This is a genomic window from Amycolatopsis sp. cmx-11-32 (assembly GCF_047608695.1).
Classification (GTDB): Bacteria; Actinomycetota; Actinomycetes; order Mycobacteriales; family Pseudonocardiaceae; genus Amycolatopsis.
Genome location: NZ_JADNQN010000005.1, coordinates 324445 through 338318, shown reverse-complemented (window position 1 = coordinate 338318; position 13874 = coordinate 324445). Strand labels below are relative to the sequence as shown.

Genomic DNA, 13874 nt, shown 5'->3' with positions numbered 1-13874 from the left:
ACGACTGACCGCCTGACCTACAAGACCTCGACTTTGCCGAGACCCTGACTCTGAAGGTAGGCAAGGAGGTCTTCACGGACCTGCCGATGTGATTCCTGGTGACACAGGAACAACCGTGACACCAGAGCACCGCTGCCGCTGTCTCCAATGAAGCATGGGGGACATCAGCCACACGGCGCCGAACCCGACTCGCGACCGCCTGACCCTCAGGCTCCTCGGGCGCGGGAGAGCGGGGGCTTGGCGGACAGGCCGATGAGCCGGGTACAGCGCTGCACCGCGTCCGGATCGCCGTCGATCTCGAGCGCGCCCGCGACGAGCGCGTCGAACGGGCTGAGCATCCGCGCGCCGATCCGGATGAAGGTGGCCGCGGTGGTGCCGACCACCATGACCGGATCTGTCGCGGCGCCGCGGGCAGCGGTCGCCTTTCCCGAGCGCACGGCGATGTGGAACACCTCGTCGTCCACCCGGAACTCGTAGCTCTCGTCCACTTCGGGCACTTCGGCCGGGTCGATCATCGCTTGCACGGCCAGGAAACCCCACGCCGACCGGCTGGCTCCGTTCACGGCGTCGTCCTCGGTGAGGAACTGCATTCCCCATTTCGCCAGGCCGAGGATGGACGGCAGCAGCGAGGTGCCGAGTCCGGTGAGCAGGTACCGCTTGCCACGGCCGTCCCCCGGCACCGGCTCGGTCCGCACCAGGCCGTGCTCGGCCAGCAGCCGCAGCCGATCGGTGAGCAGGTTGGGGCCGATCCCCGGCAGGTTCTCGCTCATCTCGTTGAACCGGACCGGCCCGATCAGCAGCTCGCGCAGGATCAGCAGGGTCCAGCGTTCGCCGATGACGTCGAGCGCCGCGGCGAGCCCGCAGAACTGCCCGTAGTAGCGCTTCTCCGCCAAGTACCTTTCACCTGACCCAGGTTGACCATACGAGTTGGTAGTGAGGTAAGGCAAAGGTGTCGTATTCGAGCGCCGTGTCGACGACCCTCACCACCACCGGATACGAAAGGGGGTGTGTGGAAATGGGGACACTCAACGTCCCCATTTCCACACACCCCCTCAACCGACGCCACCTTTGCCTTACCTCTCGATAGTAGTGAACCTGGGAGGGATTCTACGCCCGGCGGACACACGTGAGCGGAACCGGCGAAGAACGTTACGCGCGCGGAGAGCGCGGCCGGGGCATCGGAGTGTCATGTAGCTGCGCGGCCACCACCAACGGCAGCGCCAGCACCATCGGCGGGTCGAGCTGCCGACGCGGCCGGACCCGCAGGGAGAACGTCGAGTGCGTGAGCGCCACCCCGCCGGAGATCCGCACCGGTACCCGGCTCGCGGCGAAGTACCCCCGGTCCAGTTCGTCGACCATCGCTTCGGCCACGGTGACGGACGGCGGGAAGCACATCGCCAGCGGGTAGTACTCGCCGTCCGGCAGGCCACCGAACACCGCCATCCCCGGCACCTCGGGGATCGCGCACGCGGCGGGGGCCTCCTGAGGGATGCCGGAGGAGAACAGCCCGACCACGGCGAACGCGTCCGTGCCGTCCCCGCCGGTGATCGTGCCGGTCAGCTGCACCGGGTCCGGTTCGACCAGCACGGACCGGAGATCGGCCAGCACGGCCGCGAACGGCTGGTCGGACCATGCGGTGACCAGCGCGCGGAACCGGCGTGGGGGCACCCCGACCAGCCGGGTGAACTGCGAGGTGAAGGTACCGAGGCTGGAATAGCCGACCCGCATGCAGATGTCGGTGACGTTCACCGAACTGTAGGCGAGCATCCGCTTCGCCTCCGCCATCCGCCACGCGGCGAGGAACCGGGCCGGGGTGGACGCGGTCATCTGCCGGAACACCCGGTGGAAGTGGAACGGGCTCAGCAGCGCGGACTGTGCGAGGTCGCGCAGGGAAAGCTCGTCGCCGACGTTCTCGCGCATCATCCGCACCGAGCGCAAGACCGCTTCGATCCGGTCCTCGGCGGTCTGGTCGGTGGCGCAACCCGCCGACTCCAGTGGGACCCGCTCTCCCTTCATGGAGAATCCCCCAATTGTCTCTCCCGCCCGGGGATCGGGCGTCGATGGTGCCGTCGTCAACGGACTTCGGCGAGGCCACGAGCCTGGTCGAGCGCGGCCACCCAGGCCGCGGTGAACCGGCGGCGCAGCAGCAGCGCCCGCCGGTCGGGGAGTTCGAGCGCGCGCCAACCGCTGTGGGAGAAGGAAAGCCGGTTGCCCGCCACCGTGACCCGGCACCGACTCCGGGCGGCCGCGCCGGGGATCTCGATCGAGAACCGCAGCCCTCCCGGTTCCTCGCTCCAGTCTTCCACCCGGAACCGGCGCGGCCCCTCGTCGTCGACGATGAAGAACCAGCGCGGGACGAATCCGTCGCTCGCGATCGGCAACCAGCGCGACAGGGTGTCCTGCTGAAGGGCCGCATCGGCGGACGAGGGCAGGTCGACCGAACCGTCGATGTCGTCACGCCATTCGTAACGGCAGGATTCACCGGTGGCGAGATAACGCGCCAGGCGCTGGAAGAAATCCGTCCAGCCGGTCAGCAGTTCATCCGATTCCGCCGGGGTCCGGTGCGGGTCGCGGTCCTCGACGGCGATTTCGGTGCCGTCCGGCACCACCTTCGCCGTCCAGCGGATCCTCGCGATCGGCGAGAGCCCGAGAAAACGCCATTCGAAATCGATCACCCGGCACTCGGTGACCTCGTGCGTGAGCACTTCGAAGAAATCGCCGTCGCCGAATTCGATCCGGTCTCGGCTGCCCGGCAGCCACGGCCCGCCGATTTCACCGAACCAGCGAGCCAGCCGCACCGGGTCGGCCAGTGCGAGCCAAGCCTTCTCGACCGGCACGGTGACCTTGAGCCCGACCCGGACCACTCCCGGTTCCATCACCGAACACTCCAGTACCGGACCGTCCACCTCGGCCTCCCCGGCGGCCTCCTGCTGATCGGACACGGCTGCTGGGAACACCGCCTGGAACGACCAGAATCACCATATGTTCTTTTAGCATCCTACTGGCCGAACCCAATCAGTACCATCACTCATCCATACGAATCACCCGGGCGTCGGTGATCATTTTCCGGTCCCGGAGGAAAGGTGAACAGACGCTCCAGCCGGGCCAACTGCGCGCGTTCCGGAGCGAAGCTCATCAGCTTTTCCCGCAGCAGGCACGCCAGCGGATTGCGCCACCCGCCGATCCGGGCGAGCATCCGGGCCTGCGACCACGCGGCACGCGCACGACGCCGTCTGCGCCGTTCGTACTCCGCCAGCGCCGACTCGATCCCCGCGCCGCCACCGAGACAATCGGCCAGCACCGCGGCGTCCTCGAACGCCTGCGAGGTGCCCTGCCCCATGTTCGGCATGCTCGGGTGCGCCGCGTCGCCCGCCAGCACCACGCTGGCCGCGCTCCACGCGCGCAGTGGCTCACTGTCGTAGATATCGGTCGCGGTGATCTCTTCGCTCCCGGTCGCGGCGAGCAATTCCGGAATCGGCGCGTGCCAGTTTTCGAAGAAGGCGGGCGGCCTCGATTCGCGCGCACCTTCGACGGCGGGCGCGGACGCGAACCAGTAAACCCGGCCTGCCGGCAGCCGCCAGATTCCGAATTGACTCGGCCCGCCCATCGAGAGCACCCCGGGAAACGGCGGCAGCTCGAATTCGATCGTCGCACGCCAGACCGTGAAACCGGCGTACCGGAGCGGCTCGGCCAGCCCGATGCCGTCCCGCACGGAAGACCGGATGCCGTCGGCGCCGACTACGAGATCCGCGCGCGCCTCGGTGCCGTCGGCGAAATCGGCCACCGCGCGCCCGGCTTCGGTGCGCGCACCGACGCAGCGGACGCCGAAGATGGGGCGTTCGCCGAGCACTCCGGTGAGCGCTTCGAGCAAATCCTTGCGGTGCATACCCACTCCGCGTCCACCGATCGTGTCCATGACGGGCCCGGACACCTCGTAGAGGGACCGGCCCGCCTTTGACCGCATCGAAGTACCCGGTGCCGGCATCGCCCCCGCACGCACCGCGGCCCCGGCGCCGATCGCGTCCAGCGCGCGAAGACCGTTGGGCCACAAGGTAAGTCCATTGCCGGGCCGCGGCTCGGCCGCTCGCTCGCGGACCTCGACCCCGAACCCGGCCCGGCGCAGCGCGATCGCGGTGGCGAGCCCGGCAGGCCCGGCGCCGATGACCATCGCGGTGCGGTCGTGTGTCACGAAAGCCCTCCTCGCGCCACGACGAACTTAAGACCACCCATACGGGTAACACTTCTCTCCCATTGCTGGGGAAAGGGGCGGTTGCGGACCGGAATAGCAATCTCGAAGAAGTTCTTCTCCGACGCCGGAAAAGACTGTTTCTGCCACTCCGGGGGCGGCTGTGCCGTGCGATCCGGTTTCGGTACCTTGGGCATCCGCGTAGCGAGCCGGTTACTCAACGCCGAAGGCCCGCGCTGACATTTTGGGAGTTTCGCCTTGTCTTCGAATACCGCTCTCGCGATAGAAACCACCGGACTGGTGAAGAGATTCGGCGACACCACCGCCGTGGACGGGGTCGACCTGGTCGTCCGGCCCGGCGTGGTGCACGGCCTGCTCGGGCCGAACGGCGCCGGCAAGACGACCACCATCCGGATGCTCGCCACCCTGCTGCGCCCGGACGCCGGTTCGGCGCGGGTGTTCGGCCACGACGTGGCCACCGAACCGGACGCCGTGCGCAGCAGGGTCAGCCTCACCGGGCAGTTCGCCTCCGTGGACGAGAACATCAGCGGCTACGAGAACCTGGTTCTGGTGGCGAGGCTGCTCGGGCACTCCAGGGCGGCGGCCAAGGCCAGGGCGACCGAGCTGATCGAGGCGTTCGACCTCACCGAGGCCGCCGGGAAGCAGGCGGCCAAGTACTCCGGCGGCATGCGCCGCAGGCTCGACATCGCGGCGAGCATCGTGGTCACCCCGGACCTGCTCTTCCTGGACGAGCCGACGGCGGGGCTGGACCCGCGCAGCCGCAACCAGGTGTGGCACATCGTCCGCGAACTGGTCGAGGCCGGTACCACGATCCTGCTCACCACCCAGTATCTCGACGAGGCCGACCAACTGGCCGACCGCATCGCGGTGCTCGACCACGGCAAGACGATCGCGGAGGGCACCAGCGCCGATCTGAAGTCCTCGCTCGGGTCCGGCGCGCTCCGGGTGCGGCTGAAGGACCCCAGCGAGCGCCCCGAGGCCAAACGGCTGCTCGACCTCGCGCTCGGCGTGCCGATCACCCTCGACAGCGAGCCGACCGCCCTGTCCGCGCAGGTTCCGGACCCGGACCGGGTGGCGCCCGCGCTGGCGATCCTGTCCAGCTCGGGGATCTCCGTGTCGGACTTCTCGCTGGGCCAGCCGAGCCTCGACGAGGTGTTCCTCGCACTCACCGGTCACCCCGCCGAAGCCACCACCGAAGACGACGTCGACAAGGAAGAGGCAGTCCGATGACCGCGCCCGAAGCCACCGCCGTCCCGGACACCAAACTCCGCGGCGCGCTCGCGGCGCACGACCGCCCGTCCCGGCCGAATCCGATCTACGCGTCACTGACTTTCGCCTGGCGCGCGATGCTCGGCTTCAAGCACGCGCCGGAGCAGCTGAGCGAAGCCGTCGTCATGCCGTTCATGTTCGTGCTGATGTTCACCTATCTCTTCGGTGGCGCGATCGCGAACTCCAGCGGCGAATATCTGCACTACTTCCTGCCCGGCATCCTGGTGATGACCGTACTGATCATGACCGTGAACACCGGTGCCGCGCTGAACGCCGAAATGGCGAAGGGCATCTTCGACCGGTTCCGTACTTTGCCGTTCTGGCAGCCGGCGCCGATCGTCGGGGCGCTGATCGGCGACATCGTCCGCTACACCTTCGCGATCGTGCTGACCGTCGGGCTCGGCCTGCTGCTCGGCTTCCGGCCCGACGGCGGTTTCGCCGGCGTCGTGCTCGCCATCCTGGTGCTGCTGGTGTTCGCGTTCAGCGTGGGCTGGATCTTCACCACGCTCGGCATGCTGGTGCGCAAACCGGAGTCGATCACGAACACCAGCATGATGCTGCTGTTCCCGCTCAGCTTCATCAGCAACATCTTCACCATGCCGGAGACCATGCCGTCCTGGATGGCCGCGATCGTGCGGGTGAACCCGGTCAGCCACGCCGCGACGGCCGTGCGCGGGCTCATGCACGGCACCGCGACGGCCGGTCAGATCGTGCTGGTGCTGATCATCTCGGCTGCGCTCGTCGTGGTGTTCGGCTCGCTGACCATGTTGCTCTACCGCCGGAAGAGCTGACCGGGCTCCGCGAGCAATGCCTCGAGTCGATCTTCGCCTACCCAGCCTGCCGGGGGTGGAAACCCGGGTACTGCATGCCCTGCGGCTCGAACAACCTGATCCTGCTCGCGGGCTCCGAAGCGCAGGTGAGCCGGCGGTCCACCGGGACGTATCGTTCGCGCAGGTACACCGTGCAGCCGGGTTCGGCGAATTCCACCCGCCAGTCGGAGCCGCTGACGCGAACGTCCTCGACCAGGCGGAGAGCGTCGATTCCGGTGGTGCCGGTGGCCACGCGGGCATGATGCTGGGCCGCTTGAACGATCTGGTCGAGCGAAGACCTCCCACGGAGGAACTCCGTGCCGAGCGTGCCACGCAGATACCGGTGGACGAGGGCGCCCGCCTCGTCCGGCCGCACGCCGCCGAAGGTGAAACCGTGCGGCAGCACCACCATCGAGGGAGCGAACCGGCAGCCGCCGAGGTGACTGCACTCCCAGGTGGCGTCGGGGAATTCTTCGGCGAGTGCGGCCGCGAGCGAACGACCGCGGACCGCGCAACACGTGTCGTGTTTGCCATGAACGCACACGAGCACCAAAGGCCCTGGCAACACGTCCCCCGGTGCGGACGGGACGAGGGAGAGCCCGGCGGCGTCGGTGAATTTCCCGGTTCGGATCTCTTCTTGGCCGGGGCGCGCGTCGATCCTGAACCAGCGAGAGGGCCGAACCCGGGCCTCAGGACGGCGGTTGCGCCGGCGCACCAAGGCGATCCGGCCGTTCACCCGTGCCGCCCAAGAGGTCAGCGAAGCGACCACCCCCGGATCGAGACCGGACTCCTTGAGCGCGAACCTCCCCCACGGACCCGGATGCTCGATCAGCAGCCACTGCTCCGCCGGCGAGGCCGTGCCTTCACCGGGATCGCCCGCGGAGTCGGCTAGGTCCGCGCACCGGCCCGCCGGCGCGGTCATGCGCTCGCGGCCATCAGCACGCCTTCCCGGAGCAGGCGGCGCACGAGCACGAGCTGGTCGGTTCGGTCCATCCCCGGTATCTCCCCCACGCACCACGTTCTGCCGTCGAGCAACGCCGACAAGGCTGTCAAGGTCGAATCGGGTAGCGAGAGGTGCCGATCCTGGAGTTCGAGGACGACCTCGCCGGTCCCAGTGTCACGAACGCGGAAACGCAGGCCTTCGCGGCGCCGCACGGAGTCTCCCTCGCCGAGGTTCAACACGAACGTGGCGGCGGCGACCGGGGGCAGGGGCTCCGGTCGGTTTCCCTTCCACACCCTCTCGCGAACATGCCTCGCGACATCCTCACTCGGCACGGTCCGCAGCGCGGCGATCAGATCTTCCCGGACGGATTCGAGATGGCCGTCCAGCCTGCCCGGATCGGCGACGTCGATTCCCAGTGGCAAGGTGGCACGTAACCGTTCGTCGGACGCGACGAGTGCGGCGAGCGCTTCCACCACGGCGAATCTCGTGACGACGTGGACGCCGACGGTCAGATGCGCGGAAACATCGCCGAGCGCGGTCGCCGAGTGAAGCCAGCCGCGGGGCAGATACATCACGTCGCCGGGTTCGAGGACTTCGTCGATGACCGGGGCATCGTCACGAGCCCGAGCGGCGACCGCGTCGGCATGCTCGCTCCAAGGCTGGTCGCGCAGCGGCGCTGGGTGGACGGGCTCGTGGACCTTCCAGTGCTTGCGGCCCGCCAGCTGAAGGACGAAGACGTCATGCACGTCGTAGTGGGCTGAAAAGCCCTGTGACGACGGCGGCGTGATGTAGGCGTTGACCTGCGCCGGGTGACCGAGCTCGTCGGTCAGGCGGGTGGTGAAGTCGATGATGCTCGGCCAGGTGCGGTGCAGGGCCTGCAGCACGATGGTGCTGCCTTCGGCGAAGAGAGCGGCGATCCGGTCGTCGCGGACCTGATCCCCGATTTCGGCGCCGACCCCGCCACCCTCGGTGAACGAACGGGAATCGACCACCGATCCGTTCCGCGCCAACCGCAGGAACGGCGTACGCAACCCTCGGCGGGACAACATCTCGTCGACCCCATCGAGGTCGAGCAGATCCCCGAAGCCGCCGCCGGTCCGCCGCAACAACGGCTCACGGCCCCAGTGCCGGGAAGAGAACTCCTCGACGTCGGAACCGACCAATCGGGCCAAAACACCCTTCGGAGCGCGGCCGGCGACCGGTACCGGGAGGCTTTCGCCGCCTCGCCCGGTACCGGTGGCCGGTTCGCTCAGCTCAGCTCGCGCCACTGTCCGCGCCGCCGTCGGCGCCGCCGTCGTGCTGGCCGACAGTGCCCTCACCGGCGCCGGAGTCGGCCGGACCTTCGGCACCGCCGTCCGCCCCGCCGTCGTGCTCACCGGGAGTCCCCTTGCCCGCACCGGAGTCGGCCGGGCCTTCGTTTTCCTTGTCCGTCGTGGTGGAGATGTCGTCGTCGTTCAGGCTCACGTCAGTTCCCTTTCGGATGATCCGGATGCGACACCCGGGTGACTACCCCCGACTGGCACCGCGCACACCTGTGGCTCCTGACACGAAAGAGCTTTCCGGCGGAATCGCATAAAAAAGGCCAGGGCGGGGTATACGCGGCGCACCACCACTCTCGGCAAGGAGAATCATGCCCCCGAAACGTCAGCGCGAGCAGACAGCACCGGCCGAAGACGAATCGAACGCGACGGTCGGCCGGTCGGGTGAGGGGCAGCGTGGGAACTACCTGACGACGGCTCAAGGGGTCCGGCTGCCGGACACCGACCACTCGCTGAAGGCAGGCCCGCGAGGACCGTCTTTGATGGAGGATTTCCACCTCCGCGAAAAAATCACCCATTTCGACCACGAACGCATCCCGGAACGGGTCGTCCACGCGCGGGGCGCGGCCGCGCACGGCACTTTTCGCGCCTACGGCAACGCGTCTTCGGTGACCAAGGCCGGTTTCCTGGAGAGGGGCCGGGAGACTCCCGTCTTCGTGCGGTTCTCGACGGTACTGGGATCGCGGGGCTCCGCGGACACCGTCCGGGACGTCCGCGGGTTCGCGGTGAAGTTCTACACGGACGAGGGCAACTTCGATCTGGTCGGCAACAACATGCCGGTCTTCTTCATCCAGGACGGCATCAAGTTCCCCGACGTCATTCACGCGGGCAAGCCCCATCCTGACCGTGAAATCCCGCAGGCGCAGACGGCGCACGACACTTTCTGGGACTTCGTTTCCCTGCACACCGAAGCGACGCACCACGTCATGTGGGCCATGTCCGATCGCGGGATCCCCCGCTCCTATCGGACCATGGAGGGCTTCGGGGTGCACACCTTCCGGCTGGTCGACGCCGAGGGCGGGACCAGCCTGGTGAAGTTCCATTGGAAACCGGTGGCCGGGGTGCACTCGCTGGTCTGGGAGGAAGCCCAGATCGCCGCGGGCGCCGATCCCGACTTCCACCGCCGGGACATGGCCGACGGCATCGACGCCGGGGCGCCGTTGGAATACGAGCTCGGCCTGCAGGTCCTGCCGGACTCCGACGACGAGATGTTCGAGGGGATCGATCTGCTCGATCCGACCAAACTCGTCCCGGAGGAACTCGCCGAGGTCCAGCTGGTCGGCAAGCTCACCCTGGACCGGAACCCGACCAACTACTTCGCCGAGACCGAACAGGTCGCCTTCCACACCGGCAACCTGGTGCCGGGCATCGAGGTGACGGACGACCCGCTGATGCAGGCGAGGCTGTTCTCCTATCTGGACACTCAGCTCACCCGGCTCGGTGGCCCCAATTTCACCCAGCTCCCGATCAACTGCCCGCATGTGGCCGTGAACGACAATCTGCGTGACGGGATGCATCAAACTCTCATTCACCACGGGCAGGCCCCGTATCTGCCCAACAGCGTCGACGGCGCCCTGCCGACGACGGCGACGGAAGCCGAAGGCGCCTACGTCCACCGGCCCATCGAAGTGGCGGGCCCGAAGATCAGGGCCAACCCGGTGTCGTTCGACGATCACTTCTCGCAGGCCACGCTCTTCTGGAAGAGCCTGTCCGGGATCGAGAAGGTCCACGTGATCGAAGCGTTCACGTTCGAGCTCGGGAAGTGCTTCGCACAGACGATCCAGGCACGTGTCCTCCAGTCGCTCGCCCGCGTCGACAGCGAACTCTGCGCGGCGGTCGCCGCCGGACTCGGGCTGCCCGCTCCGGAAGGCACTCCCGCCCGAGACGTCACCCCGTCGGCCGCGTTGTCACAGATCCCCACGGGCCCGGGCCCGATCACCGGCCGCATCATCGGGGTCGTGGCGACTCACGGGTCCGACCTCGGCGGGATCGGCAAGCTCCGCCGGACCGTCGAGGCTCAAGGCGCGATTCTGCGGGTTCTGGCGCCGGCCGGCGGAACACTGAAGCGAGGACGCGGGCAACTGCCGGTGGCGAGGACCTTCCTCACCGCCCGTTCCATCGAGTTCGACGCGGTGGTGGTCGCCGGCGGTACGGCCGGCTTGCACGACATCAAGCTGACCGTGCTGTTGCAGGAGATGTTCCGTCACTGCAAGGCCATCGGCGCGTGGGGTGACGGAGTGCGAGTGCTGACCGACGCCGGGATCGACGTCGGCGCGCCGGGAATCGTGCTCGCCGACGAGGTCGCCAAACCGTTCTCCTCGGGGCTGGTGAACGCCGTGGGGCTGCACCGCGCGTGGGAGCGGGCCGAACAGGTGATGAACGACTGAGGAATCGCACTTTGATGAAGACCTTGCTCGAACCGACCGCACCGGAACCTTTGCCGGGGCCGCGATCCGTCGAGACCATCACCACCATGGTGCGGCTGTTGATGGCGAACGGCGTTCTCGACCTGCCACGCCCCGGCGAGGGCGACACATGGGGCCGTTGGACGACACTCGCCGGGCTCGGGCGCCGCGATCTGGTGCTCGGGCGGCTCGCCGAAGGCCACACCGACGCCCTCGCGATCCTCGCCGAAGCCGGTCGTGAACCCGTACCGGACGCGCTGTACGGCGTCTGGGCCGCCCGGTCCGGCGGTACCGGCGCGGTCGTCGTGGGCGGCGCCCTCACCGGTACCGTCCGGTTCTGCTCCGGCGCTCAGGTCCTCGACCGCGCCTTGGTGGTGGCGGAGTACGAGGACGGTCCGCCGATCCTGCTCGAGATCGGCCTGGACGAGCCGGGCGTCCAAGCACTGCCGGAAACGTGGCAGGCGATCGGGATGGACGCCTCCGACAGTGGTGACGTCCGGTTCGACGGGGTCCCGGTGACCGCGGCCCATATCGTCGGCGAGCCGGGCTGGTACGTGTCCAGGCCGGGGTTCGCCCTCGGCGGAGCGGGCGTCGCCGCGGTGTGGCTCGGCGGCTGCGCGGCCGTCGTGGACTCGGTGACGGCGTACCTGCTGGCCCGGGGCGCGGCGGACGACCACCAGTACGCCCACCTCGGCGCGCTCCACACCGCGATCCACCAGGCCGACGCGCTGCTCGTGCGGACAGCGGGCGACATCGACACCAATCCGGACGAGGACCTGACGCTGCTGACCGGACTCTGCCGGGCCGCCGTCGAGCACACGGCCCGGCAGGTCCTCGACCGCGCGCCGGAGATCACCGGGCCGACGGCGCTCTGCCGCGACCGGCGGCTGCCACAGCAGCTGGCCGACCTGATGGTCTACGTCCGGCAGCATCACGGTGCGCGCGACCTCGCCGCTTTGGGCGTCGAACTGGTGAAGGACGGGCGGCGATGAGCACGGGCCCGTTCCACCCCGAAGCGGGCTGGCGTGACCTGGCGCGGCTCCCGCCGTTCCCCGTCGAGGACGTCCGCCGCGTCTGTGTCGTCGCCGCACACCCGGACGACGAGACCCTGGGTGTTTCCGGGCTCCTCCAGCGTCTGCACGCCCGTGGAGCCGAGATCCGGCTGGTCGTCGCCACGGACGGGGAGGCCGCGTTCCCCGGGTCGTCGGCCGCCGAGCGCCAGGCTCTCGGCGCGCGGCGTCGAGCCGAACTCCTGGAGGCGCTGCGGTGCCAGGGAATGGGCGACGTGGAGCCGGTTTGGGTTGGTCTTCCCGATTCGGCGCTCGTCGAGCACGAGCCCGAACTGGCCGACGTCGTCCGTGTGGTCGCCGCGGACAGCGAGCTCTGTCTGGCACCGTGGCCGGAAGATCCCCACCCGGACCACCGCGTGGCGGGCCGGGCCGCGTTCCGTGCCGCGCCGCTGGGCGCGCACCGGTGGTCCTACCCGATCTGGCTGTGGCACCTGGTGGCGCCGGACGACCCGGCCATTCCCTGGGCCCGGGCCGCGGAAGTCCGGCTCGACGACGCGACGGTGGCGGTCAAGGCGAAAGCCGTCGAGGTCTTCCGGTCACAGCTGGAGCCCGGCCCGAGCGGCGAGGATCCGATCCTGACGCCGGCGGTGCTGGAACATTTCGCGCGCGACCGGGAGATCCTGTTCCACGAACCGAGGACGACATCGACCCCGGTGAGCAGATTCGAGACGCTCTACCGCGAGCCCGATCCGTGGACGATGGACAGCTGGTACGAGCGTCGCAAAAGGACGGTCGCCTTGGCGGCCCTGCCGCGCGAGCGATACGCCTTCGCCGTGGAACCCGCCTGCGGCACGGGTGCGCTGACGCTGGAGCTCGCCGGTCGCTGCGACCGCGTCCGCGCGTTCGATCCGGTGCCTGCCGCTCTGTCGATCGCGCGGGATCGCTTGGCCCATCTGTCCACTGTGGAGTTGTCCGCGGGTTCGCTCCCCGGCGATGTACGAGGCCCGGCGGATCTGGTGGTGCTGAGCGAAATCCTCTACTACCTGAGCGAAGCGGATCTGATGGCGACGCTGGACCGCACCGTGGCGTCACTGGGACCGGACGGGCAGGTGCTGGCCGTGCACTGGCGCCCGCAAGCGCCTGACGCGCCCCACCACGGCTTCGAAGTCCACGCAAAGCTGCGGGCGCACCCAGGTCTGCGGAGCCTGGTGACGCACAGCGAGGACGAGTTCGTGGTCGACGTCCTGGAACGCCGTTGATCACGTCCGTGGGCGTGCTGATTCCGGCGCGCGACGAGGGAACCGACCTTCCGGCATGCCTGCGCGCGCTGGCCGTCGCCCTGCGCGAACTGCCTCCGGAGCTGGAGCGACGTGTCTGCGTGGTGGCCGACCGTTGCCGCGACGACACCGCCGAACTGGCCAGGGGTGCGGGAGCCGAGGTCCTTGTCAACACTCGCGACCTGACGATAGGAGCGACCCGGGCGCTGGGCGCACGGCATCTGCTTCGCGGTCTGGATCATCACGCCTCGGCCCGCACCCTGTTGCTGAGCACGGACGCGGACACCGTGGTCGACCGCGACTGGGCGGTCCGGCATGTCCGCAGGGCGGACGCGGGCTGGGACGCCGTGGCCGGAACGGCGAAGCTGAACGCCCGGTTGGCGGCCACCGCGCAGCCGCGTTACGAGGCCCTGCTGGCCACCGTGCGGAGCCCGGCGGGTCACGGGAACGTCTACTGTCGATCAGGGCGAGCGCCTATCACGCGGTCGGCGGCTTCTTCCCGATCCGGACCGCCGAGGACCACGACCTGTGGCGCCGCCTCGCCAACGCCGGATTCCGGCTGGCCTATGCCGAGGAGGCGAAGGTGATGACGAGTGCCCGGTTGGACGGCCGGGCGCCGGACGGTCTTTCGACCC

13 protein-coding genes are annotated in these 13874 nt (G+C 68.9%); 6 read left to right on the top strand and 7 right to left on the bottom strand.

Annotation, left to right across the window (positions count from 1 at the left end):
• Positions 1-206 precede the first annotated feature (206 nt).
• The 4 genes from ACM6LR_RS17760 to ACM6LR_RS17745 all read right to left on the bottom strand — a co-directional run bounded on the left by ACM6LR_RS17760 (position 207) and on the right by ACM6LR_RS17745 (position 4189).
• Complete coding sequence (locus ACM6LR_RS17760; RefSeq protein ID WP_414938283.1) at positions 207-893, bottom strand: winged helix-turn-helix transcriptional regulator; 687 nt, start codon at positions 891-893, stop codon at positions 207-209.
• A 256-nt stretch (positions 894-1149) separates the two neighbouring features.
• On the bottom strand, positions 1150-2016 hold the full coding sequence (locus tag ACM6LR_RS17755; protein WP_414938282.1) for a helix-turn-helix transcriptional regulator: 867 nt from the start codon (positions 2014-2016) through the stop codon (positions 1150-1152).
• 56 nt (positions 2017-2072) lie between these two features.
• Positions 2073-2942, bottom strand: coding sequence for an SRPBCC family protein (locus ACM6LR_RS17750; protein WP_414944129.1), 870 nt, complete (start codon positions 2940-2942; stop codon positions 2073-2075).
• A gap of 86 nt (positions 2943-3028) precedes the next feature.
• Positions 3029-4189: an FAD-dependent monooxygenase gene (locus tag ACM6LR_RS17745; protein WP_414944128.1), complete on the bottom strand. Its 1161-nt coding sequence runs from the start codon at positions 4187-4189 to the stop codon at positions 3029-3031.
• A gap of 297 nt (positions 4190-4486) precedes the next feature.
• On the opposite strand from ACM6LR_RS17745, the gene ACM6LR_RS17740 reads away from it, so the two are divergent.
• Together ACM6LR_RS17740 and ACM6LR_RS17735 are read left to right on the top strand one after the other, a co-directional pair.
• Positions 4487-5437: an ATP-binding cassette domain-containing protein gene (locus ACM6LR_RS17740; protein ID WP_414944127.1), complete on the top strand. Its 951-nt coding sequence runs from the start codon at positions 4487-4489 to the stop codon at positions 5435-5437.
• Positions 5434-6267, top strand: coding sequence for an ABC transporter permease (locus tag ACM6LR_RS17735; RefSeq protein ID WP_414938278.1), 834 nt, complete (start codon positions 5434-5436; stop codon positions 6265-6267). The genes ACM6LR_RS17740 and ACM6LR_RS17735 overlap by 4 nt, the downstream gene beginning before the upstream one ends.
• Before the next feature lie 37 nt (positions 6268-6304).
• On the opposite strand, the gene ACM6LR_RS17730 is transcribed toward ACM6LR_RS17735, so the two are convergent.
• From ACM6LR_RS17730 to ACM6LR_RS17720, 3 genes are all read right to left on the bottom strand, one after another.
• Complete coding sequence (locus tag ACM6LR_RS17730; RefSeq protein ID WP_414938277.1) at positions 6305-7207, bottom strand: sucrase ferredoxin; 903 nt, start codon at positions 7205-7207, stop codon at positions 6305-6307.
• Positions 7204-8400: a cupin domain-containing protein gene (locus tag ACM6LR_RS17725; RefSeq protein WP_414938276.1), complete on the bottom strand. Its 1197-nt coding sequence runs from the start codon at positions 8398-8400 to the stop codon at positions 7204-7206. Before ACM6LR_RS17725 ends, ACM6LR_RS17730 begins: the two co-directional genes overlap by 4 nt.
• Positions 8401-8482: 82 nt before the next feature.
• Positions 8483-8692 carry a hypothetical protein gene (locus tag ACM6LR_RS17720; RefSeq protein ID WP_414938275.1) on the bottom strand — a complete coding sequence of 70 codons (210 nt, stop codon included), beginning with the start codon at positions 8690-8692 and terminating at the stop codon, positions 8483-8485.
• 166 nt (positions 8693-8858) lie between these two features.
• Between ACM6LR_RS17720 and ACM6LR_RS17715 the strand changes: the two genes are divergently transcribed.
• From ACM6LR_RS17715 to ACM6LR_RS17700, 4 genes are read left to right on the top strand one after another with little or no spacing between them, the layout of a single operon-like run.
• Positions 8859-10934: a catalase gene (locus ACM6LR_RS17715; RefSeq protein ID WP_414944126.1), complete on the top strand. Its 2076-nt coding sequence runs from the start codon at positions 8859-8861 to the stop codon at positions 10932-10934.
• Positions 10935-10948: 14 nt separating this feature from the next.
• Complete coding sequence (locus ACM6LR_RS17710; RefSeq protein WP_414944125.1) at positions 10949-11944, top strand: acyl-CoA dehydrogenase family protein; 996 nt, start codon at positions 10949-10951, stop codon at positions 11942-11944.
• Positions 11941-13221 carry a PIG-L family deacetylase gene (locus tag ACM6LR_RS17705; protein WP_414944124.1) on the top strand — a complete coding sequence of 427 codons (1281 nt, stop codon included), beginning with the start codon at positions 11941-11943 and terminating at the stop codon, positions 13219-13221. Before ACM6LR_RS17710 ends, ACM6LR_RS17705 begins: the two co-directional genes overlap by 4 nt.
• Positions 13218-13826 carry a glycosyltransferase gene (locus ACM6LR_RS17700; RefSeq protein ID WP_414944123.1) on the top strand — a complete coding sequence of 203 codons (609 nt, stop codon included), beginning with the start codon at positions 13218-13220 and terminating at the stop codon, positions 13824-13826. Before ACM6LR_RS17705 ends, ACM6LR_RS17700 begins: the two co-directional genes overlap by 4 nt.
• Positions 13827-13874: the final 48 nt, after the last annotated feature.